Annotated in this window: 18 protein-coding genes; 4 read left to right on the forward strand and 14 right to left on the reverse strand. The window is 40.2% G+C overall.

All coding sequences use genetic code 11. The features are described 5' to 3' along the window. Nucleotides 1–16: 16 nt before the first annotated feature. The 3 genes from IEE83_RS10920 to pgi all read left to right on the forward strand — a co-directional run bounded on the left by IEE83_RS10920 (nucleotide 17) and on the right by pgi (nucleotide 4,085). Nucleotides 17–1,213 carry a DUF5009 domain-containing protein gene (locus tag IEE83_RS10920; RefSeq protein ID WP_194120615.1) on the forward strand — a complete coding sequence of 399 codons (1,197 nt, stop codon included), beginning with the start codon at nucleotides 17–19 and terminating at the stop codon, nucleotides 1,211–1,213. Nucleotides 1,214–1,377: 164 nt separating this feature from the next. Further along, complete coding sequence (locus IEE83_RS10925; RefSeq protein ID WP_194120616.1) at nucleotides 1,378–2,214, forward strand: sugar phosphate isomerase/epimerase family protein; 837 nt, start codon at nucleotides 1,378–1,380, stop codon at nucleotides 2,212–2,214. Between the two features lie 221 nt (nucleotides 2,215–2,435). Beyond that, nucleotides 2,436–4,085 carry a glucose-6-phosphate isomerase gene (gene pgi, locus IEE83_RS10930; protein ID WP_194120617.1) on the forward strand — a complete coding sequence of 550 codons (1,650 nt, stop codon included), beginning with the start codon at nucleotides 2,436–2,438 and terminating at the stop codon, nucleotides 4,083–4,085. Here pgi and IEE83_RS10935 read toward each other — a convergent pair. Both IEE83_RS10935 and IEE83_RS10940 read right to left on the reverse strand, forming a co-directional pair. Further along, nucleotides 4,064–4,453, reverse strand: coding sequence for a VanZ family protein (locus IEE83_RS10935; protein WP_194120618.1), 390 nt, complete (start codon nucleotides 4,451–4,453; stop codon nucleotides 4,064–4,066). The genes pgi and IEE83_RS10935 overlap by 22 nt on opposite strands. A gap of 198 nt (nucleotides 4,454–4,651) precedes the next feature. Next, on the reverse strand, nucleotides 4,652–5,071 hold the full coding sequence (locus IEE83_RS10940) for a hypothetical protein (RefSeq protein WP_194120619.1): 420 nt from the start codon (nucleotides 5,069–5,071) through the stop codon (nucleotides 4,652–4,654). Between the two features lie 317 nt (nucleotides 5,072–5,388). Between IEE83_RS10940 and IEE83_RS10945 the strand changes: the two genes are divergently transcribed. Then, entirely contained in the window at nucleotides 5,389–7,848 is a 2,460-nt protein-coding gene (locus IEE83_RS10945) for a carboxylesterase family protein (protein WP_194120620.1), read from the forward strand. A gap of 77 nt (nucleotides 7,849–7,925) precedes the next feature. Here IEE83_RS10945 and IEE83_RS10950 read toward each other — a convergent pair whose 3' ends face one another. The 12 genes from IEE83_RS10950 to IEE83_RS11005 form a co-directional block, all read right to left on the reverse strand. Next, nucleotides 7,926–8,756: an SDR family oxidoreductase gene (locus tag IEE83_RS10950; protein WP_194120621.1), complete on the reverse strand. Its 831-nt coding sequence runs from the start codon at nucleotides 8,754–8,756 to the stop codon at nucleotides 7,926–7,928. Further along, on the reverse strand, nucleotides 8,753–8,968 hold the full coding sequence (locus tag IEE83_RS10955; RefSeq protein ID WP_194120622.1) for a hypothetical protein: 216 nt from the start codon (nucleotides 8,966–8,968) through the stop codon (nucleotides 8,753–8,755). The genes IEE83_RS10950 and IEE83_RS10955 overlap by 4 nt, the downstream gene beginning before the upstream one ends. A gap of 174 nt (nucleotides 8,969–9,142) precedes the next feature. After that, on the reverse strand, nucleotides 9,143–11,047 hold the full coding sequence (gene dnaK / locus IEE83_RS10960; RefSeq protein WP_194120623.1) for a molecular chaperone DnaK: 1,905 nt from the start codon (nucleotides 11,045–11,047) through the stop codon (nucleotides 9,143–9,145). A 351-nt stretch (nucleotides 11,048–11,398) separates the two neighbouring features. Beyond that, nucleotides 11,399–14,413: a CotH kinase family protein gene (locus IEE83_RS10965; protein ID WP_194120624.1), complete on the reverse strand. Its 3,015-nt coding sequence runs from the start codon at nucleotides 14,411–14,413 to the stop codon at nucleotides 11,399–11,401. A 112-nt stretch (nucleotides 14,414–14,525) separates the two neighbouring features. Continuing rightward, nucleotides 14,526–17,069, reverse strand: coding sequence for a phosphocholine-specific phospholipase C (locus IEE83_RS10970; RefSeq protein ID WP_194120625.1), 2,544 nt, complete (start codon nucleotides 17,067–17,069; stop codon nucleotides 14,526–14,528). A 203-nt stretch (nucleotides 17,070–17,272) separates the two neighbouring features. Next, nucleotides 17,273–17,905: a DUF937 domain-containing protein gene (locus IEE83_RS10975; RefSeq protein ID WP_194120626.1), complete on the reverse strand. Its 633-nt coding sequence runs from the start codon at nucleotides 17,903–17,905 to the stop codon at nucleotides 17,273–17,275. Nucleotides 17,906–18,004: 99 nt separating this feature from the next. Beyond that, the gene (gene rplT, locus IEE83_RS10980) at nucleotides 18,005–18,349 is read right to left on the reverse strand and encodes a 50S ribosomal protein L20 (RefSeq protein ID WP_194120627.1); all 345 of its coding nucleotides are present in this window, start codon (nucleotides 18,347–18,349) and stop codon (nucleotides 18,005–18,007) included. Nucleotides 18,350–18,458: 109 nt separating this feature from the next. Further along, the gene (rpmI, locus tag IEE83_RS10985) at nucleotides 18,459–18,653 is read right to left on the reverse strand and encodes a 50S ribosomal protein L35 (RefSeq protein WP_090338052.1); all 195 of its coding nucleotides are present in this window, start codon (nucleotides 18,651–18,653) and stop codon (nucleotides 18,459–18,461) included. Between the two features lie 207 nt (nucleotides 18,654–18,860). Further along, nucleotides 18,861–19,412 carry a translation initiation factor IF-3 gene (infC, locus tag IEE83_RS10990; RefSeq protein WP_194120628.1) on the reverse strand — a complete coding sequence of 184 codons (552 nt, stop codon included), beginning with the start codon at nucleotides 19,410–19,412 and terminating at the stop codon, nucleotides 18,861–18,863. 107 nt (nucleotides 19,413–19,519) lie between these two features. Then, nucleotides 19,520–21,466, reverse strand: coding sequence for a threonine--tRNA ligase (gene thrS, locus IEE83_RS10995; protein ID WP_194120629.1), 1,947 nt, complete (start codon nucleotides 21,464–21,466; stop codon nucleotides 19,520–19,522). A 38-nt stretch (nucleotides 21,467–21,504) separates the two neighbouring features. Continuing rightward, entirely contained in the window at nucleotides 21,505–22,707 is a 1,203-nt protein-coding gene (locus IEE83_RS11000) for a tetratricopeptide repeat protein (RefSeq protein WP_194120630.1), read from the reverse strand. Between the two features lie 81 nt (nucleotides 22,708–22,788). Further along, nucleotides 22,789–23,676 carry a class I SAM-dependent methyltransferase gene (locus IEE83_RS11005; protein WP_194120631.1) on the reverse strand — a complete coding sequence of 296 codons (888 nt, stop codon included), beginning with the start codon at nucleotides 23,674–23,676 and terminating at the stop codon, nucleotides 22,789–22,791. Between the last annotated feature and the right edge of the window lie 85 nt (nucleotides 23,677–23,761).

The following is a 23,761-nucleotide window of genomic DNA, read 5'->3' on the forward strand; positions in this document are numbered from 1 at the left end:
AGATAATTACCACAAAATGACTTCCAAATTTTCTGTAACAAGGCTGGATTCTATAGACATTTTCAGAGCGTTGACTATGTTTCTAATGATTTTCGTAAATGATCTCTGGACACTTGAAGGTGTTCCTAAATGGTTGGAACACAGCGCGGCCAAAGATGATGCCATGGGTTTTTCCGATATTATTTTTCCATGTTTTCTTTTTATCGTAGGCCTTTCGATTCCTTTTGCCATAGCAAACAGAAAGTCAAAAGGTGACAGCGATCTGACCATTGGAAGGCACATTGTTGAACGCACAATTGCTCTTCTTTTGATGGGAATTTTTACTGTTAATCTTGAAAGTGCTAATGACGGAATGATTATCAGTAAATATGTCTGGGAAATCTTCATGGTTATAGCTTTCTTTTTAATCTGGAATGTTTATCCTGAAAAACCGGAAAATAAATCAATTTACAGGCTCCTGAAATTTATCGGGCTTCTGATTTTGATCGGACTTGCGGTAATTTATAAAGGCGGAGAAGCTGATAATATTGTCTGGATGAAAACGCATTGGTATGGTATTCTCGGCTTGATTGGCTGGACTTATCTGATCTGTGCATTCGTTTATTTGATAGTCGGCGATAATGTTGCGTTAGTTGTTCTTGCCTGTGTGTTTTTTGCGATTTTTAATATGGCAGAGTTTTCCGGTGCACTTGGTTTTCTTCATAGAATTAGACCACATGTCTGGATAGTTGGCAGTGGATCTATGCCTGGATTAGCAATGGGCGGGATTCTAGCTTCTGTTATTTATAGAAAATATTCTAAACAGATGTCATCTACAACGTTTTTACTTATTTTAATTGGCCTTGGAATAGTATCATTTATTTATGGCTTTGGAACGAGACCGTTTTGGGGAATTTCCAAAATAAGGGCAACACCGGCCTGGGTTGGAATTTGCAGCGGGATCAGCTTTGTTGCTTTTGCCTTTTTCTATTGGTTAACCGATTTGCAGGGAAAAAAAGACTGGGCAAAAATTCTGAAACCTGCCGGTACTTCCACACTTACCTGCTATCTGATTCCTTATGTTTGGTATGCGGTAGTTACATTGGCAGGAATCAGTTTGCCGATTTTTCTTAGAACTGGTATCATCGGTATTATCAAATCGCTGCTTTTCTCATTGATCATTGTTTTAATCACAGGATTGATAAACAAGATTGGTATAAAACTTAAAATCTAATTATTGCAATAAGTCAAATGACGGACATCCAGGAAGTCTAGATTAATGATCTGCACTACCTGGATACAGTCATTTTTGTACTTAAAACTTTCATTTTTTATGAGTGGTATATTTTCAGGTATTTTACTTTATAGTTTGAAATCTGTTTATAAAATCATCTCAGAATGAATACACGACGGGAATTTGTTAAAAAAGGAGTTGCCGGCTTAATGGCCGGTTCTGTGGTTTCCTTGCCGGAAACCTTTTCTGCGCAGGCAAAAGAGAAAAAAGAAGATTTATTCAAGCTCGCTATGGCTGGTTTCAGTTTCGTGAATTTCAGTCTGGACCAGTCGCTTGAAATGATGAAGAAAACAGATGTGCATTACCTTTGCATCAAAGATTTTCATCTTCCCTATGCCAGCACTGCCGAACAAATCACAGCTTTTCATGAAAAATTGAAACAATCGGGTGTAACTGGTTATGCAGTTGGACCGATATATGCAAAATCAAAAACGGAAATTGATAACTCCTTTGATTATGCCAAGAGAGTGGGCGTGAAATTGATCGTGGGTATTCCCAATCATGAGGATTTGCCTTACGTTGCCAAAAAAGTAAAAGAAACAGGAATTCGTTATGCCATTCATATTCACGGTCCGGGCGACAAACTGTATCCAAATGCAATGTCGGTTTACGAGTTGATTAAAAATCTTGATCCGGGTGTTGGAATATGTTTTGATATGGGCCACGACGCAAGATATGGCAATGACCCGATCGCGGATCTGGAAAAATACCAAAAAAGGATTTTTGACCTACACTTGAAAAATGTTACGTCCGCTACGCCTGGTGGTACTACCTGCGAGCTTGGACGTGGGGTAATTGATGTTCCCCTGTTCATAAAAACGCTCCGGAAAATAAAATATTCCGGCATGTGCAGCCTCGAATATGAGAAGGATATGAAAGATCCACTGGCGGGAATTGCAGAATCTGTCGGTTATTATAAAGGTGTTTGTGATGCGATTTGATGATAATTATAGCGTTCAAATAAGTTAAAACACGTTTTTTGATTCATTTGCAATTTAGAAAAGACTGATAAACAACTGTTTAAGTTTTTGTAGTTTATTTTCATTTTTTTCTGGTACTCAAAAGAGTCTTAAAACGCTACTTTTGTGTTAAGGTAATAGTGGTCTTTGTAAAAACGGCCTAAATTTTCAACTGATTTTTAAACAATAAATTCGTTAAACTCATGCTTCAATCGACACCTTTTGATCAGACGGCAGCATATAAAAAGCTGAAAACCCACCATAAAACAATTTCCCAGAAGCATTTAAAAGACCTTTTTCTTGAAGATCCGGACCGTGCACGTAAATTCTCTCTACGTTTTGGAGATATCGTTCTGGATTATTCAAAAAACAGAATTACTACAAGGACAAGAGCATATTTGATTCAACTTGCAGAAGAAGTTGGTTTATCAGATGCTATTGAACAAATGTTCAGCGGAGAAAAAATCAATGCTACCGAAGGTCGTTCTGTTCTTCACACCGCTCTTCGTAATCGCTCCAATACACCAGTTCTGGTTGATGGAAAAGATGTGATGCCGGATGTTAATGAAGTATTGGCGAAAATGAAAGATTTTTCCAATAAAGTACGTTCGGGATCATGGAAAGGATATACTGGAAAGGAAATTACAGACATTGTTAATATCGGTATCGGTGGAAGTGATTTGGGCCCGGTCATGGTAACTGAGGCACTTAAAGCATATGGTAAAAAAGGCTTGAATGTTCATTTTGTATCGAATGTGGATGGAACACACATCGCAGAAACTACAAAATCACTTGATCCGGAAACAACTTTGTTCATGATTGCTTCCAAAACTTTCACTACGCAGGAAACTATGACAAACGCGCTTACGGCACGTGGCTGGTTTTTGGAAAAAGCGGAAGATGAGGAACATGTGAAAAAACACTTTGTTGCCATTTCAACGAACCGCCCGGAAGTAGAAAAATTTGGTATCGATCCTGAAAACATGTTTGGGTTCTGGGACTGGGTTGGTGGTCGTTACTCGTTGTGGTCTGCTATTGGTTTGTCTATTGCCTGTTTTGTTGGTTTCAACAATTTTGAGCAGTTGCTGGCTGGTGCGCACGATATGGACAACCATTTCAGAACTACAAAACTGGAAAGAAATATTCCGGTGATTCTGGGATTGCTTGGTGTATGGTATAACAATTTCTTCGACGCGCAAACGCACGCTATTTTGCCTTACGATCAATATCTGCATCGTTTTGCAGCTTATTTCCAGCAGGGAGATATGGAAAGTAACGGGAAATATGTCGGACGTAACGGCGAACCTGTTACCTATCAAACGGGGCCTGTTATCTGGGGTGAGCCTGGTACAAACGGGCAGCATGCTTTCTACCAGTTAATTCACCAGGGTACAAAAGTTATCCCTTGCGATTTTATTGCGCCAGCGGTAAGCCACAATCCTATCGGCGAACATCATAAAATGCTTTTGTCGAACTTTTTCGCTCAAACAGAAGCACTTATGAATGGTAAAACCTACGAAGAAGCAAGCGAAGAATTAAAAGCAGCCGGTAAAAGCAAGGAAGAAATCGATTTCCTTACGCCGTTCAAAGTGTTCCAGGGCAATAAACCTACCAACTCGTTTTTGGTTAAGAAAATCACACCGAAAGTTTTGGGTAGCCTGCTTGCGATGTATGAGCACAAGATTTTTGTGCAGGGAATTATCTGGAATATTTTCAGCTTTGACCAATGGGGCGTTGAACTTGGTAAGCAACTTGCAAACAAGATTTACCCGGAACTTCAAAATGACTGGCCAGCGACCAATCATGATAGCTCAACCAACAGTTTGATCAATCAATATAAACGCTGGAGATAACGGTCAAGCACGATTGCTTTAAAACCGAATCCAATAAAAACGCCAATAGAATCTGCCACTATATCGAGCAAGTCAAATGTTCGGTCTAGTGGCATTATTTCTTGATAGAACTCAATCCCTACACCATAAGCAATTCCGGCCAGAATCACGGTCACTGCTTTTTGTGGATAAAACAAAAGCCAAAAAACTGTAAAACCGGCAAAAAGACCTGCGTGCACCAGTTTATCAAAACCTGTCACTGGTGCTTCCGGAATATCCTTTCCCGGCCAGCTGCAAGCCACCAAAATAAGTAATGTCCAAAAGATAGCAACCCAGGCGTGTTTGGAAAGAAAACTCAAAAGAAGCTGAAATGGATTTGCAGGTCGCATGGTTTGGTTTTAGTGTATTCAGACAAATGTAATTAGTGTATTCAGACAAATGTAAATTGAGTTTTTGATAATTCATTCTGTCTCCCGATTCTTACTTTATTTGTTGCTATATCATTCCGGTATAATACTATACAAAAAGCTGCACCAAAATATTTGATGCAGCTTTTCGGCAAATACACTTATAAGAGAGGTTACGATTTATAACTTTTCAATAGTCAGGCTTACTTTGTAATCTTCCAGATTTATCGTTTTGAAAATCTCAGGATAAGGAGAAACCTCATGGATTTTGATGTAATAAGACTGGTCGCCTAACTTGAAAGACTGGACCGTTTTATCGTCGTTAATTAATTCTATCAATGCCTCCGTACTATTGGCCTCGTCTGATATATTAAATTTCACTTTCACAGTTCCTGCTGAAATGCAATCCGCATTGATGGGGCAGCGGCTGTCATTGACCTCCAGCACTGTCACAGCTAGCAGAGCTCCTGAAACAGTGACCGATGTGAGTTTGCGATAGGAAGCGCTGGTCGATGATTCCTGAGGATGTGGCTCCTCATTCTTATTATGGCAGGACAGACTGGCAAACCAAAGGACAATTAGAATTATTATTTTCTTCATAGCTATTGTTTTTATAATGATAAGATGCCGGAGGATCGAAAAAGGTTGGAAAGAAGTTAGACTTTTTTTCAGCATCAGGGATATTGGGAAATTGAATATTTATTAAATTTTTTTATTAATTATAAATAATTGATAATCAATAAAATGTATAAGATTTTGGCTAGATTTTTAGTGTTTCTAAATGTTAGAGAAGAGTTGCTTCTTGTTCTGACTAAATTGTTATACTTATTTTTGTGTGATTTCATATTTGTATTAAAACAAGAAATATTTAATTATCTAAAACCCTTATTGCAATCTTTTATTTAAGTTAATCCTTTATGAGAAAAATTATCTTAGGCTTCTTTTTTGTTATTATTTGCATTTCAAATCCGGCCAGGTCGCAAACAGTATATAAATTCACGGATGGGTTGGCGGTAGGGCCTTGTCATCAATATGGCCGCGAGGCGATTTATAAAGATGAGCTTGCTTACCAGCTCTATTCCGGCTTGCTTACAAAACCTCAGGAGGGCAGCGTTTTTACCAAAAATGAAAAGGGGGAGGAAGTAAAATGGAAACCGGTAAAAACGGATACATCCGGCCGTTTTCGTGGCGAAGCTTTTACAAACGGTTATATTTATCTGACTTATCAATCTTCAAAAGAGCAATCCGTTTTGTTGAATATTACGGGTCATGACATGGTTTATGTCAATGGAGTTCCCAGGGGCGGAGACGCTTATCGTTATGGCTGGATGCATTTACCCGTTCAATTAAAAAAAGGAAATAATCAGTTTTATATACGCGTAGCCCGATTCGGAAGGTTTGGTGGCATCACTGCAAAATTGACTTTTCCGCAAAAAGCGATCGCATTTAATACTGATGACCTAACACTTCCTCATATCGTTCCCTCTCTGAGAAATGATTCATTGTGGCTGGGAATCGTAGTTTTGAATACCACTTCAAAAAAGCTTTCAGGCTTACAGGTGAATACTGATCTTTCAGGAAAAATGATAACAACAAAACTTCCTGAGATACCGCCAATGAGTAGTAGAAAAGTTGCTATTCTGGTTGATGCTAGAGGTTCACTATCAACAGGAAAACATAAGGTGGGTATCAGGCTGCAACAGAACAAAAAAGCTATTGACGAGACAAGTGTGGAACTTGAATCCATAGCGGAAGGCAAGCATTACAGCCGGACATTTGTAAGTGCAATGGATGGAAGCGTTCAGTATTATAGCGTTGCGCCTCAGAGTAAATCTGATGGAACGGCTCCCGCACTTTTCCTGTCTGTGCATGGAGCAGAAGTACAGGCAATTAACCAGGCGCGTGCTTACAAACCAAAAGATTGGGGCGTTGTGGTGGCACCAACAAATCGTCGGCCGAGAGGATTTAACTGGGAGGATTGGGGCAGGATTGATGCGCTGGAAGTTTTTGAGATTGCAAAAAAACAGTATAAGCCAGATCCGTCGCGCATTTATTTGACCGGACATTCCATGGGTGGACACGGAACTTGGTTTCTGGGCGCTACTTATCCGGGAAATTGGGCTGCCATTGCGCCTTCTGCTGGTTATCCAAATCTTTCATCTTACGGCTCACATGACGGACAAATTCCGGAAAATTCAGAAATTCCGATGGAAGCGATTTTACTTCGTGCAAGTAATCCAAGTAATGTTCTGGCTTTGGCTACAAATTATAAAACGCTTGGTGTGTACGTAGCTCATGGCGATGCTGACAAAACAGTTTCCGTTGAATATGCACGTCAGATGAGAAAATTGCTGGGTACATTTCATAACGATTTCAGCTATTACGAATATCCCGGCGGCGAACATTGGTATGGTGATGAAAGCGTTGACTGGGCACCGATATTTAACTTTTTCAGCTGGCATAAAATAAAAAAAGACACGGCTGACAATCACATTGATTTTAAAACAGCAAATCCAGGCATTTCATCAAAAATGCGTTGGGCAGGTATTTACCAGCAAACTTCTCCTCTTAATTACAGCAGAATTCAATTAGACAGAGATAAAATTAAAAACAGTATCACTGGAAAAACAGAAAATACGGCTTTGCTTTCGCTAAATCTTGGAGGTTTTTCTGTTGGAAAAATCGTGACAATTAAGCTGGATAGCCTTGCTGACGTTCAGTATACAATCACAAAACCAGATGAAATTATTTATCTGAAAAAAGAAAATGGCTGGAAAATTGCCGCTGCGCCAGATCTTACTCAAAAAAATCCATTGCGTTACGGAACCTTCAAGGATGGATTCAAAAGTAGAATGATTTACGTTTATGCTACCAATGGATCAAAAGAAGAAAATAACTGGGCTTTTGAAAAAGCAAGATTTGATTCTGAAACCTGGTATTTTCGTGGAAACGGTGCCGTGGACATTGTTGCAGATAAAGATTTTGAGCCCGCGAAGTTCCCGGATCGTGGAATTGTGTTGTATGGTAATTCAGAAAATAATCTCGCATGGAATAAACTTCTCGGCGAATGTCCGGTAAAAGTTACCAGAGGAAAAATTGTAGCAGGAGAAAAACAATTTTCGGGGGATGATTTAGCTGCTTATTTTATCTGGCCAAGAAAGGATAGCGATTTTGGATCAATTTCTGTTATTGCAGGAACCGGGATGAAAGGATTAAAAGCTGCTAACGCCAATCAATATTTCAGCGGCGGAAGCGGTTTTGCCGATTTGATGATCTTTTCAGCAGACATGTTGAAATCCGGAGTGGATGGAGTAAAAATGGCCGGATTTTTTGGAAATGACTGGTCCTTTGAAAAAGGAGAATTTGTCAAAAAATAGAATATTTTCCGGGCTTATGAAAGCATCAGACAAAATCGTCTGGTGCTTTTTCTTTTCAGCCTGAACAAATCATGGTGTCAGCCATTATCTGCAAATTCCGGATATAGGGTCATCCCGCCGTCGATGTAAAGCGTCTCGCCATTTACATAATCGGAATCATCAGATGCAAGCCAGCCAACTGCCTTTGCGACATCCTGTGGAGTTCCAATTCTTTTATATGGAATAAGTTGAAGCAAACCTTTGTATTTATCAGGATCTGACCAGACTTCTTTGTTGATAGTCGTCTTGATAGCACCCGGGCTTACTGAATTTACACGGATTTTGTGTGGTGCAAGTTCCTGTGAAATTGATTTCATGAACATCATGATTCCACCTTTTGAAGCTGCATAATTGACATGGCCAGCCCAGGGAATGATGTCATGCACAGAACTCATCAATATTATTTTCCCAATTGATAATTCACTATGGTCAGGCTGATCTTGCGTTGCGATTTTTTGTTGGGTAACAAATTGACGGGCTGCTTCGCGACAACATAAAAATTGTCCGGTTAGATTTACATCAATCACTTTCTGCCACTGCTGCAATGTCATATCAAGGAATGAAGAATCCTGTTGAAGGCCTGCATTACTTACAAGCACATCAAGTCTTCCATAGGTCGCAATTGTTTCATTAAACATTGCTTTTACTTCTTCCTCTTTGCTGACGTCAGCTTTTACAAGGATTGCAGTACCGCCATTTTTAGTAATTTCATCTAAAACTTCCTTACCGGCATCTGCATTGGCGCTGTAATTCACAACAACCTTAGCGCCAAGCTGACCAAAATAAACTGCACAGGCTTTGCCTATTCCTGAGCTCGAACCTGTAACAACAACTACTTTATCTTTAAACCGCTGATCAGAAGTACTCATATCGCTTCGTTATCGATTGATTTTAATTTTTTCCAAACACTTCTTGTGACATTTTTGACAGCCCAGTTTTTTGCTATCAAAACAGCTTTTGAAATAGCATCCTTTGGAGAGATATTAGAAGTTTTAATTAATTCCTGTGCAATGGTCATTGCTTTTTCACGTGTAGTGGGAGACAAATATCTCAATTCAGGTAGTGTCATCATTGCGTCCATAAAAGTCGGTTTGATCTGATTAATTGATGAATGTGTTGCTCGGTGTGATAAAAATTTGTGCCAGGATTTTATCCAACTTAATGACGTATCCATGAAGATTAATTACGCACTTTTTAAATTTTAGCTGAAAAAAAATCCCCAACTCTCGAAGGGGATTTTTTCAATTTGTATTCCTTATTTGACTTCCTCGAAATTTACGTCGGTTACGTCTTCCGCTCCGGCACTTTCACCGGCCGCTCCGTTTCCTTGTGGGTTAGGAGCTCCTTGCTGACCTTCGCCTCCCTGAGCATACATCTCCTGAGAAGCAGCCTGCCATGCAGCGTTAAGTTTTTCCATTGAAGAATCAATAGCAGCCAAATCCTGAGTCTGGTGTGCAGTACGCAATTCAGCAAGTGCACCTTCGATCGCAGTTTTATTTGGTTCAGACAATTTATCTCCAAATTCTTTCAACTGTTTGTCAGTTGAGAAAATCAGACTGTCTGCTGTATTGATTTTTTCAATTTTTTCACGTTCTGCTTTATCAGATGCTTCGTTAGCTTTCGCTTCTTCACGCATACGGTTGATTTCAGCATCAGTTAATCCACTTGAAGCCTCAATACGGATTTTTTGTTCTTTTCCGGTTCCTTTATCTTTTGCAGAAACGTGCAGGATACCATTTGCATCAACGTCAAATGTTACTTCAATTTGAGGAGTACCGCGTTGTGCTGGTGGAATATCAGATAAATGGAAACGACCTAATGTACGGTTTTGATTCGCCAAAGGACGTTCACCTTGCAAGATGTGGATCTCAACAGAAGGCTGGTTATCAGCAGCAGTTGAGAATACTTCCGTTTTCTTGGAAGGAATAGTCGTGTTAGCTTCAATCAATTTTGTAGAAACACCACCCAAAGTTTCAATACCAAGAGACAAAGGAATAACGTCTAACAAAAGAACGTCTTTCACTTCACCTGTCAATACTCCACCTTGAATTGCAGCTCCAACAGCAACAGCTTCATCAGGGTTAACACCTTTCGAAGGTTTTCTTCCAAAGAATTTCTCAACTTCTTCCTGAACACGAGGAATACGGGTTGATCCACCTACAAGAATAACTTCGCTGATATCACTGTTTGAATAACCTGCGTTTTTCATCGCTCTTTTGCAAGGTTCCATCATGCGTTGGAACAAGTTATCTGCCAATTGTTCAAATTTGGCACGAGTCAATGAACGAACAAGGTGTTTTGGAATACCATCTACCGGGAAAATGTATGGTAAATTGATTTCCGTTTGTGTTGAGCTTGAAAGTTCAACTTTTGCTTTTTCAGCAGCTTCTTTCAAACGTTGCAAAGCCATAGGATCTTTTGTAAGATCTACACCTTCGTCAGATTTGAATTCAGCAGCAAGCCAGTTTATAATTACCTGGTCGAAGTCATCACCACCAAGGTGCGTATCACCGTCAGTTGATTTTACTTCAAAAACTCCGTCTCCCAATTCAAGTACAGATACGTCAAACGTACCACCACCTAAATCGAAAACAGCAATTTTCATATCGATATGTTGCTTGTCAAGACCGTAAGCCAAGGCAGCAGCAGTTGGTTCGTTAATGATACGTTTAACATCCAAACCAGCAATTTGACCTGCTTCTTTGGTAGCCTGACGTTCAGCATCATTGAAATAAGCCGGAACAGTGATTACTGCTTCTGTTACTTCTACCCCTAAATAATCCTCAGCAGTTTGTTTCATTTTTTGCAGAATGAAAGCAGAAACTTCTTGTGGAGTGTACAAGCGATCACCGATCGGGATACGTGGAGTGTTATTTGGACCTTTCTCTACGGTATATGCGACAGTTTTCATTTCACCGGAAACCTCGTCATATTTTTTACCCATGAAACGCTTGATGGAGCTAATCGTATGCTTGGGATTGGTGATTGCCTGACGTTTTGCAGGCGCACCTACTTTACGTTCGCCATTGTCCATGAACGCAACTACGGAAGGAGTCGTACGAGCACCTTCGCTATTTGCGATTACGACAGGCTCATTACCTTCCATGACAGCTACGCAGGAGTTAGTGGTTCCTAAGTCTATGCCAATAATTTTTCCCATTGTGATATATTAAAGTTAAATATTATTTATTTCCTGTTTCGCGACTAAGATCTTTTTCAATTTCATGTCGTGTTTCAGTATTCTTTAAAAAGCCCGTACCAGACTATACAAACGGATTATTGCAGTGACAAAGTGTCAGTTTTGACAGCCAGTTGTGTTCATGTCCAAACCATAAATTTTATGCTATATTGAAATAGAAAGCATAAAATCAAAACGCCAGACAGAAATATTGTTTCATAATATTTCTGTCTGGCTTAATAAACCAATTTTATTATAATACCTTGATTAGTAACGAGTGAGCAGTTATCAAATGATGCTGAAAGTCATTGTTCTTGTTTCTTATCGTTTCGATTATTGCTTTAAAAACCGTACGCTTTCAGTTCTGCCTTCGTCATTGGTAAGTTGAATAATGTACATGCCTCTATTAAGTTTGGAAACAGGAATCTGAATGGCATTAGTTGTCATTACTTTTTGTTCTGACTTTACTATTGTGCCATTTATGTCAGTAATTGCATATTTTGTCCAGGGAATGGCTTGATCTAAAGCAATATTCAGCGTCTCGGAAACAGGGTTGGGCCAAAAGTTAGTGAGGTTTAAAGTACCCATGTCAACCGAAACAGCTCTTGAATACGTTAATGTGCCGTCCAGATCAACTTGCTTCAAACGATAATAACTAATATTTGGCAGAGGTTGTTCATCAGTCAACTTGTAAGCCTGCCGGGCAGTTGACGAGGAAAATCCTTTTATCCGACCAATCGATGTCCAGCTTTTTACGTCCGCTGAGCGTTCGATTTCAAAATAATCATTGTTCGTTTCCGAAGTCGTTTCCCATGATATTTTCACCTGGCTTTGATCTTTTTTTGCATTAAAAGATTTAAGTACTACCGGCAGCGGACCTGCCGAGAAGAATGCTTTGTAATTTAAAGCGGCTGTTGCAGAGGTTACAGTAAGTACAGGATCCGTGGTACTCACACCATTTTTGTCTTCCCAGCGAACAAAGTGAAAACCAGATTTAGCAACTGCTGTTAATTTCACCGGAATGGTTTGAAAATAAATACCGGTCCATGGATATGGCGTTGCAGGAACACCTACCGTTTCTGGCACTATGTCAAGGGTGTTTATCTTAACATAACCCTGTGCTGCGTCGGAAACATCAACAGTAAGGTTAAAGTTGGCCAGGGCAGCTCCATATAAGGTACGAACATGATCCCGGAAACTGGGAGGTCTTTGCGAAACGAAAGTTTTGATAACATCAACATTCTGGTTCCAGTTATTCATGTCACCGGGCGCTCCCCACCGGGCAATGTGATCCGGCATGAGTGGCGTATATTGCGCCTTGATCTGATCCAGCAGGGCAGAAGCTCTGGATGGTAAAAACGTAGTATTTAATAGATCTGCCAAACGGTTAGTGAAATAGATTTTATAATCAGGATTTTGCAAAAGCTTTTTGAGTACAATCGCCATAGGACCTGCCGCTGGTGCGTTAGAAGCTCCCAGGAGAGAATTGCTGCCGGGATTAGTCAAACCAAGATCAGTATCATACAACATCCATCTCCATCTGCCATCCTCATAAAATGAAGCAGTGGGATTAGAACCAGCCGTTTTGTATCTCCACAAGCGCATGTTTTTAAAAGGCCAGTCACCGTTGGCACTATAAATTTCCGAGATCTGGTAATCAGTGTAATTTTCCAGGTCTATAATTGTTTTCAGCGTATTATAATTTGCTGCGTCGGCAAGAGAATTATTATTTACAAAATTCAGAAATTCATTGTACTTGGTAATATCTCCCTCCTCAACTTCCGATCCTTCCACAGATATGATATCTACTTCATCTTCATCCACTCCATATTTCTTTTTTAGATAAAATTTGTCGTAGCGTTCCGTAATGTTATGAATTCCCCAGTATTCCGAGTTTATAAAAAGGATTGAAGGCCTCGACAACTGTGTGTCAAATGGCAAGTGCCTTACCAGATTCTGAAAATAGGAATCCCTCAACATGGTCAAAGGCGTGTCATTCCCCGAATTTCTCAGCAGTATTCTTTTGGGGTATAACGTTGGATTTTCGGGAAAGATCGAATAATTAAATTCTGTATCGCTGTAAAGCCGAAGTGTTTTTTGTCTTAACGACCTTGTACATCCGCCATGTAGGCGAAAACCAATTTGCTGGTTTAGTACCGGATTATTATTATCAAAATATTCAATATTTCCATCACGCTGCCAATCGTCGCCTGCCCATGAAAAGTTGGCAAACGTACATACTTCTGCTGGTGTTGTCGGGTTGGCAGCGCGGAATTTATCAAAAGTAATACCGGGTGTATAGATACCGGTATTATATTCAAAAAGAGAAGTTTCCGTAGTGGCCAAAGAAAGTACAGGAACCGGATACTTTGATACGCCGCCATTGTTTATAAAATAGGTTTTGGTAACAGTCTCACTAGGATTAAATCCGGATTTAAACACTTTAACCCGCACAACGGTGCCTTTATATATTTTACTGGATGGCACCTGAGGATTTACGGTAAAGGTGGTGTTTTTAAGGGACACTTTATTCTCAGCGGTAGATCGGTCAGTAATTGAAATTGGATTCTGGTAAACCGTTGAGGAATATCCGTCCGTTGATAAACCCTGGCCAAGACCTTGCGCCTGCTGTTCCTGAGCCGCAGTTCCGTTTTCATTGTATTTGTTTTTGTAAGCCCAGAAATTGAGATTATTGTTGTTTTGTGGATCTGAACCGTCCAATGTATAACGGATGGTAACACCAGGTTCAGGATGAGTAATCGTAAGCAAAAAGGCTGAACCTTTGAAACCCGATGAGGCTGAAAATACGGGAGGTGCAAGCGTGGGCAGCTGGGTAGTTCCGGTTGCATTACTTTTGCCAGGAGAGGGTGTCGAATAATTTACAAGGCTGGTGGCTCCGTCAGGACTGCGACCATAAGAAACGTCGTCTCCAATTGCTCCAAACGTTACGTCATCGATCAGTTCTAATTCCGGGGAAGAAATCACAACATCTTCTCCATCTTTTGACAAGCTAAAAGATACATGTAATGCTCCCCTGGACGGGACGCCACTTGCCCATATGACAATAAATCCCTTCGAAGGAATTTTGGTAAGAGCGCTCCCCGTTGGCATTTGATATTTGTTGGGAGTTCCTGGCTTGTCGCTCAGAAAATAACCTGCAATATCGATTACGTGATCGGTGGGATTGTAAATTTCAAACCAGTCCTCATGAGCACCGGTGGCATCGGTAATACCGGTATTGTTGGATGCAACAATTTCGTTGACAAACAATACTTCTTTTGCAATTGCAGTTTTGTGTAATAAGGAAAACAACAAACACGTTAACAGGATAGCTAAATTTTTAGTCATTGATGTCGACTTAAATGAGAAATATCATATTTAATTCAACAGTAATACATAATTCTTACAAAATAAAAATTTAGTTACTCAACGGTTTGTTGTTTTACATACTGGTTATGATTTAAGCAATTATTCTGGCCATTAAAGGATCACTTATACTTTCCTTGCCAGTTTCCACGTGCCCTGCATATCGCTTTAAAGTAGATTTATATCCTTCGAAATTTAAACTGAAATCATACCAGTTATGACTTTTTTCAAGATTTAGCACCATTGTAGTGGTTGCTGATTTTGATCCGGCGGCGTCAAGGGTCTTCTTTTGCCCCACACTTTTATATGCATTATCTACAATCTCAACGGTTAGTTTATTTTTCGGATCGGTATTTTTGATCGTCAGCTCAATGTTTCCGGTAGGTTTTTTGTTTTTATCCAGTTGATAATCACACTGAACCAAAACCAATGGGTCATTTGTATTACCAGTATATTCACGGAAAAAACCGTTAGGTCCATATGCCCGCAAATGATAATGCTGGTTTTCAAAATTTTCAATTTTATAATAATCACTCAGCGCATCACCTGGTTTCACTGCATAGTTCCAGACTTTGACATCTTCCTCTTTGTATTTTCCTGGTGCATAAACCATGAAAGGCGAACCGGCAGAATCTTTTCCGAAAATATCATTTCCCGATTTCAATTTTATTTCAAAAGATTTTTTATCGGCGCTGATGTGGCCATCTGCGTATAACTGATATGGTAATGCACAGGCAGGGCGAGTTCCTTTTTCCTGCTGAGGCATATACTGCGACGATGATGGATCCTGATTTATCTGTGAGATTTCGGCTGCCGACAATGATTTATAGCCATTTGGAAGACCTTTGAATTTGGCTTTATGGATTCCTTCAATAAATTCGTCATGTTTGACAAAAGCGGGTAGGGGAATTTTCTGGCCGTCATATGGTTTGAATGTGGAAGTCAGATCCCCGCAAATTGTACGTCGCCATGCACTGATATTTGTTTCCTCAATTTTCTTGCCGGATTTGTGGCTTGTAAATTTTTCCAAAAACTGGATGACCGATGTATGGTCAAATATTTCTGAACAAACACTTCCGCCGCGATTCCAGGGAGAAGCGATCAAAAGCGGAACACGAAATCCGAGTCCAATCGGGCTCTCACGGGATTCTCTTTTTGCTTTTTTCTTCATATCCTGCTCCAAAGTCACAAATTCAACTTTGGTATCAATTCCTTCCGATGTTTTTCCGGTGTCTTCCTTGTATGGCTCTGGAACTACATAGGGCGGAACGTGATCAAAGTATCCGTCATTTTCATCATAACAAAGAATGAAAATCGTCTTTTTCCAGACCTCCGGATTTTTTGTCAGAATATCCATCACTTCGGATACATACCAGGCGCCGTACCATGGTGAAGTCGGGTGGTCAGAAAAGTTTTCGGGTGCTACCAGCCAGGAAACGGTTGGCAATTTTCCTGTTTTGACATCATCCCTGAATTGATGAAGTACATCACCTTTTGGAAGTTTGACTTCACGACTTGTCGCGCCTTCGTCATATTTAAAAGTAGTGACATCGTGGTAATCAGGATCTTTAATATTGGTTGTAAATGCTTTCTGATGAAGATTTTTTTCTCTTTGGGATAATTTGGCAAAATTTTCAGGACTCCATTCAGCCAGTTCTTTTTTTACGATTTCCTGTAAAGCAAGCTTTTCTTTCAAAGCACTTTGTGCCAAATCTGCATCCTTTCCCGCTGGTAGGGTCTTGATTTTTGCTTCAAGTGCAGCTATATCTTTTGGTAATTGTGCAGCCTGGGATTTTAAATGTTTTTGGAAACCTGTCGAATACCGAACGTGATATTGAGTAAACCACTCAATCGGATTGTCAGTAAAATTGGCAAGCCAGGATTCTTCCTCACCTTCAAATCCCATCGGAAGGCTGATCTCATTTTGATATATTTTCCATGAAATGCCATTGTCTTCCAATCTCTCCGGAAAAGTTGTCCAGGTAGCTGGTTTATCGTAATCTACATTTTCATTCCGAATATTTGCATAAGCTTCTGTGTCCTGTTTTTCACGAACAGTTCCTGTCCATAAAAAAAGACGGTTTGGCGTAGTTCCGGTCAGCGAAGAGCAATAGTTTTGATCACAAACTGTGAATGCATCGGCTAATGCATAATAAAATGGAATATCTTCCCGGTTGTAAAAACCCTGGGTCAACGGCATTTTTATGTAATCTTTATGCCCGGCCTGTTTTGCAATCAGCCATTTATCATATTTCCCTCCGTTTCTTGCATCAACCTGATTTGGCCAGGAATGAGGTAAAGATCCCATCCAGGTTGCTTTGGAATCCTTCATATTCAGGCGAAACGGTGTGTATGTTTCACCAGCCGCATTAGTTTGCAGCCAGACAAGATTTTTATTTGGTAAGGTAATCGCTCTTGGATCGTTAAAACCTCTTACGCCGCGAAGCGAACCATAACAATGATCAAAAGAACGGTTTTCCTGCATGAGAATGACCACATGTTCAGCATCCAGATAAGTACTTCCTGGCTGAGGGTCAATAGCTAATGCTTTTTGAATTGAAGGAGGAAGTACACTTAAAAGGCCGGCACCGCCTGAAAGCATGGCCGCTTTTTTAATAAATTCTCTTCTTGAGTCCATGGGTTGAATTAACGGGTTTGGGAAATCATACTCAGTATTACCTGAAATTTTACCAAAAGTACCACGCTTTACTGTTTTCGGCTTATTAAATTACGGTTATCTTTTATATGGAAAACACATCATACCAACTTTTTAAAGCAAAAAAGCTGTAAACCAGGAATATTTCCTTGCTTACAGCTTTTATACTAATATTTGAATTTTGACTATTTTCCTCCAAAAAAGCCACCGAGCATTCCACCTAAATCAAATCCTCCTTGTTCTTTTGGTTGACTTGGATTTGCTGGCGCCGCATTTCCGCCGCCCATAAAGCTTTTTCCAATTGACATTACGTCATTCATATCCAGTTTTCCGTCAGCCAGAGCATAACCAATTTGATTGAAATCAAATCCCGATGCTGCTGCCGCTGCCGGGGAAGCTGCTGTTGCTCCACCACCTCCCAGCAAACCGCCAAGAATACTGTTAAAATCAAAGCTGCCATCCGACGGATTACTTGTTTTGTTAATAAGGCTGCCTAGTACGCCAGGAAGAACTGAGGAAACAATTCCACCTGCGGAACTGCTGCTAAGACCGAATTTCTGCATAATGGCCGAAACTGCGTTTCCTGCAATCGATGCCACGATAGGGTTGTTCATGATTCCGTTGCCGGTTTCTTTGCCTGACAGCAAACCCATTATTCCCTGAATATTGCCTGATTGTGCCTGCTCTTGGAGTCCTCCGGTAATTGATCCCATCAAAGTATGCATAACATCTGCATTCTGACTATTTGGAATTTCCGGGTTTTGTACGATTGCCTGTTGAGAATGTTCCTGAATTAGGCCTAGAAGTTGGTCGAGCATGATCGAATTAATTTAGTTGTATATAGCTTAGACAATAATTGTGCTAAAAGTAACGGTACAACTAAACATAAAAAAACCCGCCGAAGCGGGTTTGCTGTTTTATTTAACCTGATCAACGATTGCTTTAAATGCATCCGGGTGATTCATTGCCAAATCGGCAAGTACCTTACGGTTCAACTCAATGCCTTTTGCATTAATTTTACCCATAAGAGCAGAATATGATAGTCCGTGCAGACGTGCACCAGCGTTAATACGTTGGATCCACAATGCGCGGAAATTACGTTTCTTTTGCTTACGACCTTTGTACGCGTATGCAAGTCCACGCTCAACGGCGTTTTTCGCTACGGTCCAAACATTTTTACGACGGCCGAAATAGCCTTTCGCTAATTTTAACACTTTTTTACGTCTTGCGCGTGACGCAACATGGTTTACCGAACGTGGCATAATAGTAACTGTTTTTGATTGACGGCGCCCATTTTGGGACTTTAAGGCCGGCTATCGGGTTGAACAAAAAACCGAAATGGTATTTGGTAATCTTTTGGCTTTTTCGGAATTACTTCCCAAGCATTGCCAATACTTGTTTGTGGTTAGACACATCAATAAGACCTGTTTTAACCAATCCACGCTTACGCTTGTTTGATTTTTTGGTCAGGATGTGACTGTGGAACGCATGTTTGCGTTTAATTTTACCAGTACCAGTAAGCGAAAAACGCTTTTTAGCACCAGAATTTGTTTTCATTTTACCCATGGTACAAAAAAATAATAGTTGAAAAAATATAAAACAGCGCGCAAAATTAGTGAATTTCCTTGTAAAACAAAAATCGTGTTAAAGACAATTGTCTTTAACACGATTTTATATTTCATTTATCAAGAAAATATATCTATCAAATCAAGCCACACTTTGTTTGTTGAATTGACTAACTACCAATCACTAAAAGCCAACAGCTGAAAAAATCTATTTTTTCGGAGGCAAAGGAGCCAGAATAATTGTCATTCTTTTTCCTTCCAGTTTCGGCTCCATTTCAAGCTTGCCGTAATCTGTCAAAGCTTCTGAAAATTTATTAAGCAAATTTACACCTCTTTCTTTGAAAACGATCGTACGACCTACAAAGTGAACGTATGCTTTTACTTTTGAACCTTCTTTAAGGAAATTGATAGCATGTTTAAGCTTAAAGTCAAAATCGTGATCATCAGTATTAGGGCCGAAACGGATCTCTTTGATGACAACTTTCTGTGCTTTTGCTTTTATTTCTTTCTGTTTCTTCTTTTGCTCGTACTTGAATTTCGAGTAGTCAACTACTTTACAAACAGGCGGTACTGCTGTTGGTGCAATTTCAACTAGGTCAAGATTCTGTGTTTTTGCGATTGCTCTCGCGGTATTTATATCTACAACGCCAGCTTCAATATTTTCGCCAACCAGACGAACTTCTTTTGCTGTGATGCGCTCATTGATTTTATAAGGTTCTTCTACTACTCTGAAACGTCCACTCGGGGGTCTTAATGCCATATTACTTGGTTTGGTGATTTTTGTATTTTTAGATGGAAATCAGAAAATTAACAATGCTGTGACAAAAATAGTGCGTTAATACGGGAATAATAAGAAAAATTGTAAAATCATCCAATTATTTTTGCTTCTTTTTGAAAATAAGAGGCAAATTCTTCAATTGACATACTTCCCAAATCGCCTTCACCCTTTCTTCTGACAGATAATTTACCTTCGGCGGCTTCTTTTTCTCCAACGATCAGCATGAACGGAACTTTGGTAACTTCCGCATCACGGATTTTACGGCCAATTTTTTCATCGCGGTGATCAATAAATCCACGGATATCGGCCTCTTGTAATTGAGCAAAAACAGTTTCTGCATACTCAGCATACTTTTCTGAAATCGGCAAAATCGCAATTTGATCTGGTGACAACCATAACGGGAATTGTCCCGCCGAATTTTCGATCAAAATCGCAATGAAACGTTCCATCGAACCAAACGGCGCACGGTGGATCATTACCGGGCGATGTTTCTGATTATCTGAACCTGTGTATTCAAGTTCAAAACGCTGCGGAAGCTGGTAATCAACCTGAATAGTTCCAAGCTGCCATTTTCTTCCCAAAGCATCACGAACCATGAAATCAAGTTTTGGGCCGTAGAAAGCCGCTTCTCCCAATTCAGTTACTGTTTCCAGTCCACGTTCCGCCGAAGCTTCGATGATCGCGCTTTCAGCACGTATCCAGTCTTCGTCTCTACCAATATATTTTTGTTTGTCGTTAGGATCACGAAGCGAAATCTGCGCGCTGTAATCTTCAAAACCCAGGGATTTGAAAACATACAAAACCAGATCAATAACGCGGATAAATTCTTCCTTCACCTGATCCGGACGACAGAAAATATGCGCATCATCCTGAGTAAATCCACGAACGCGGGTTAAACCGTGTAATTCACCACTTTGTTCGTAACGATAAACAGTTCCAAACTCAGAAAAACGCAGCGGAAGATCTTTGTATGAACGCGGTGAAGTTTTGTATATCTCGCAGTGATGCGGACAGTTCATCGGTTTTAACAAATATTCTTCCCCTGGATTTGGAGTTTTAATTGGCTGGAATGAATCCTTACCATATTTATCCCAGTGACCGGAGGTCACATATAGTTCTTTGCTGCCAATATGAGGAGTAACCACAGGCAAATAACCCGCACGAGATTGCGCTTTGCTCAAAAACGATTGCAGACGCTCACGCAGCATGGCACCTTTTGGCAGCCACAATGGTAAACCCTGACCCACTTTCTCTGAGAACGCGAACAATTCGAGTTCTTTTCCAAGTTTACGGTGGTCACGTTTTTTTGCTTCTTCCATCAATGTTACATACTCTTCCAATTCCTTTTGTTTTGGAAAAGTAATCCCGTAAATACGGGTTAACATTTTGTTTTCCTGCTTGTTACGCCAGTAGGCGCCAGCAATATTTGTCAGCTTTACAGCCTTGATAATACCGGTATTAGGAATATGCGGTCCACGGCAAAGGTCAGTAAATGCACCTTGCTCATAAAGCGTGATAGATCCGTCTTCCAAACCATCAATCAGTTCGAGCTTATACTCGTCACCTTTTTTGGTAAAGAAATCGATCGCATCCTGCTTGCTGATCGGAATACGTTTGAATTCGCTTTTCTGACGAGCCAGTTCAAGCATTTTAGCTTCGATCTTTGGGAAATCATCAGATGAAATGGTGTTTTCACCCAAATCCACGTCATAATAAAATCCTCTTTCGATTGAAGGACCCGTACCTAATTTAACGCCCGGATATAGTGCTTCCAAAGCTTCCGCCAATAAGTGGGCGGAAGAATGCCAGAATGTTGATTTTCCATCTTCATCATTCCACGTGAGCAACACTACAAGTGAATCTTTTTCAATAGCGCGCGTAGGATCCCACACTTCGCCGTTTACTTTGGCCGCAATAACATTACGCGCCAGACCTTCACTGATACTCAGCGCAATACCATGGGCAGTAATGCCTTTTTCGTATTCGCGCACGCTACCATCGGGCAGGGTGATTTTAATTAGAGACTCGTCTTTCATTCAAAAAAATAATTCTATTACTCTTAATTCTTACAAATCTATTGAATTTTAGCGTTTCGAGAGGAATCAATTCGCATATTTATGGTTCCGCGCGGTTTTATGAGGTCAATCTTCACCCTTGAACTATCAAGCGTTTTATAATCCTGGTCTATACCTTCATCTGAATAATATTCAGGGAACAATCTGCCATTTTCCCTTTGACGTATTCTCCACAAACCATTTATCGCCATTTGATCCGCAGGATTTTTCTCGTTTTCATATGTGAAATACTCCTTTGCTTTAACATCATTTCTAAGTCTTTCGTAACAATAACCTACCAGATAATTAATCTGGGGATGGTCCGGACGAAGAATTAGTAATGATTGAAATGCAAGTAAAGCACTATAATATCCCCGTTGTCCAATTTCTAATGCTCCAATCTGAAAAAATGCATCTGCGTATTTTGGATTGATGCTCGTTGCCTTACGGTAATTCGCTAACGCCGTATCTATAACAGAAAGATTTTTATAAATGTCGCCGCGTTCAAAATATAATTCGGCGTTATTAGGAAAACGTTTGATCGCCCTGTTATTAAAGGCAAGTGCCTGTCCGTAGTTTAAAAGCTTCAAATAGATCACTGTACTCTGCTGATAAGCTCTGATAAGGCGCGGATTCATATTAATAGCACTGTTCAGATTCGCCAGACTTGCCAGAGAATCACCTTGTCGTGCAAGCAGCATTCCCTTGACATAATAGGCCGAACCATCATAAGGCGCCATTTTCATAGCCTGCACCAGATATCGGTTGGCATCGCGAAACCTATTTTTTACCTGAAAAATATCAGCCAGCAAAATATACAAATCCGGGCTTGTCTGCTGCAACGCTTCTGCACGTTCGGCATCTTCCAGTGCGTTATCAATTTCTCCAAGCTCGCGGTTAACTTTTCCTCTTAAAAGAAAATACTCTCCCACATTATCTTTTTCATCGATCGCTTCATTGATATCCGCTAGTGCAAGGCTATATTCTTCACGGTCAAAATAAATTCTTGCCCGTTTAAAATAGTTGAGATCCACATCGGTATTTCGGTTGATCAAATCTGACAAAGATAACAGCGCGTCGTCCTGCCACTGTTTTTTAGATTTTTTAACCGTAGGGGGTATGCGCGTAGCGTTTCTGGCGTCACTTTGGCATGACTGTAAAATGCTTCCCGACAAGACTGTCAAAAGCAATAAAAAAACCAGTAAGAAACGACTTTTCTTCATTTGGAATAAATCCCGTGCAAAAAACTTTCCGAACCTTGTTGTATATATCTCAATTGCAAAATTGAGCAATCTGTTCGAATTTTAAATCGTTTGATCTGAAAAACGCGAAAATACTCCCAGCGGCAGATTTTTTCCAAAAGAATCCGGAATAAACAATTCGCCAAATTCGTGATTGGTTATGTCCGGGAAATGTGCTTTGATCAGGTTTTCAAGAATTAAAGCAGAGAAACCAAGCGAGTACAAATTGATGATAAAAAAGAAGTTTTTCTTCTTCAAAAGCAAAGCACAAAGACGAAGGATTTCATTCAGATTTTCTTCTAAAAGCCACTTTTCCCCATCGGGACCGCGACCGTAGGCTGGCGGATCAAGGATAATTCCGTTGTATTGATTACCACGACGCACTTCGCGATTTACAAATTTCAACGCATCTTCAACTACCCAGCGAATGTTGTCCAAACCGCTCAGTTCCATATTATCACGCGACCAGCTGATTACTTGTTTTACGGCATCTACGTGTGTTACGTCCGCTCCCGACGCTTTTGCTGCCAACGAAGCAATTCCGGTGTAAGCAAATAAATTAAGCACATTTGGCTTGTCTTCCGGGATTTGCTTAACTTTTTTGGAAATATAATCCCAGTTTGTAGCCTGTTCGGGAAAAACGCCCACGTGCTTGAAAGAGGATAAAGCAAGTTTTGCCCGCAAATGAAGCGAGCCGGAGCGATATTGCATCACCCAACGTTCAGGCATATCCGGTTTGGAAATCCACTGGCCTTTTTCCTGTGAATTTTTATCCCGTTTGAAAACAGCATTGGATTTATCGGCCCATTCTTTTTCACTTAATGTTTTATCCCAAATCGCCTGAGGCTCCGGACGTGTCAGCGTGTAAGGCCCGAAACGTTCCAGTTTTTCGAATCCGCCGGTATCAATTAATTGATATTCTGTATGTTGTTCTGGTGAAAGAAGTATCACTTATTTTAATGATTAATTATAAATGGTAAGTTGTTAGTGGCTTTGTTACGACTATTCCTGTCGTTACTAAAAGCTTAGCGTTAAC

Origin of the sequence: Dyadobacter subterraneus, assembly GCF_015221875.1 — a bacterium.
In the GTDB taxonomy this organism is placed as follows: Bacteria; Bacteroidota; Bacteroidia; order Cytophagales; family Spirosomataceae; genus Dyadobacter; species Dyadobacter subterraneus.

Bases quoted from the DNA above. Each gene is read 5' to 3' on its own strand.
- IEE83_RS10925 (WP_194120616.1), top strand. From the start codon at position 1,378: ATGAATACACGACGGGAATTTGTTAAAAAAGGAGTTGCCGGCTTAATG.
- rplT (WP_194120627.1), bottom strand. From the start codon at position 18,349: ATGCCACGTTCGGTAAACCATGTTGCGTCACGCGCAAGACGTAAAAAA.
- dnaK (WP_194120623.1), bottom strand. From the start codon at position 11,047: ATGGGAAAAATTATTGGCATAGACTTAGGAACCACTAACTCCTGCGTA.
- IEE83_RS10965 (WP_194120624.1), bottom strand. From the start codon at position 14,413: ATGACTAAAAATTTAGCTATCCTGTTAACGTGTTTGTTGTTTTCCTTA.
- IEE83_RS10950 (WP_194120621.1), bottom strand. From the start codon at position 8,756: ATGAGTACTTCTGATCAGCGGTTTAAAGATAAAGTAGTTGTTGTTACA.
- IEE83_RS10945 (WP_194120620.1), top strand. From the start codon at position 5,389: ATGAGAAAAATTATCTTAGGCTTCTTTTTTGTTATTATTTGCATTTCA.
- IEE83_RS10935 (WP_194120618.1), bottom strand. From the start codon at position 4,453: ATGCGACCTGCAAATCCATTTCAGCTTCTTTTGAGTTTTCTTTCCAAA.
- infC (WP_194120628.1), bottom strand. From the start codon at position 19,412: ATGGCATTAAGACCCCCGAGTGGACGTTTCAGAGTAGTAGAAGAACCT.
- pgi (WP_194120617.1), top strand. From the start codon at position 2,436: ATGCTTCAATCGACACCTTTTGATCAGACGGCAGCATATAAAAAGCTG.
- IEE83_RS10975 (WP_194120626.1), bottom strand. From the start codon at position 17,905: ATGCTCGACCAACTTCTAGGCCTAATTCAGGAACATTCTCAACAGGCA.
- IEE83_RS10955 (WP_194120622.1), bottom strand. From the start codon at position 8,968: ATGGACGCAATGATGACACTACCTGAATTGAGATATTTGTCTCCCACT.
- IEE83_RS10940 (WP_194120619.1), bottom strand. From the start codon at position 5,071: ATGAAGAAAATAATAATTCTAATTGTCCTTTGGTTTGCCAGTCTGTCC.
- thrS (WP_194120629.1), bottom strand. From the start codon at position 21,466: ATGAAAGACGAGTCTCTAATTAAAATCACCCTGCCCGATGGTAGCGTG.
- rpmI (WP_090338052.1), bottom strand. From the start codon at position 18,653: ATGGGTAAAATGAAAACAAATTCTGGTGCTAAAAAGCGTTTTTCGCTT.
- IEE83_RS11000 (WP_194120630.1), bottom strand. From the start codon at position 22,707: ATGAAGAAAAGTCGTTTCTTACTGGTTTTTTTATTGCTTTTGACAGTC.
- IEE83_RS10920 (WP_194120615.1), top strand. From the start codon at position 17: ATGACTTCCAAATTTTCTGTAACAAGGCTGGATTCTATAGACATTTTC.
- IEE83_RS10970 (WP_194120625.1), bottom strand. From the start codon at position 17,069: ATGGACTCAAGAAGAGAATTTATTAAAAAAGCGGCCATGCTTTCAGGC.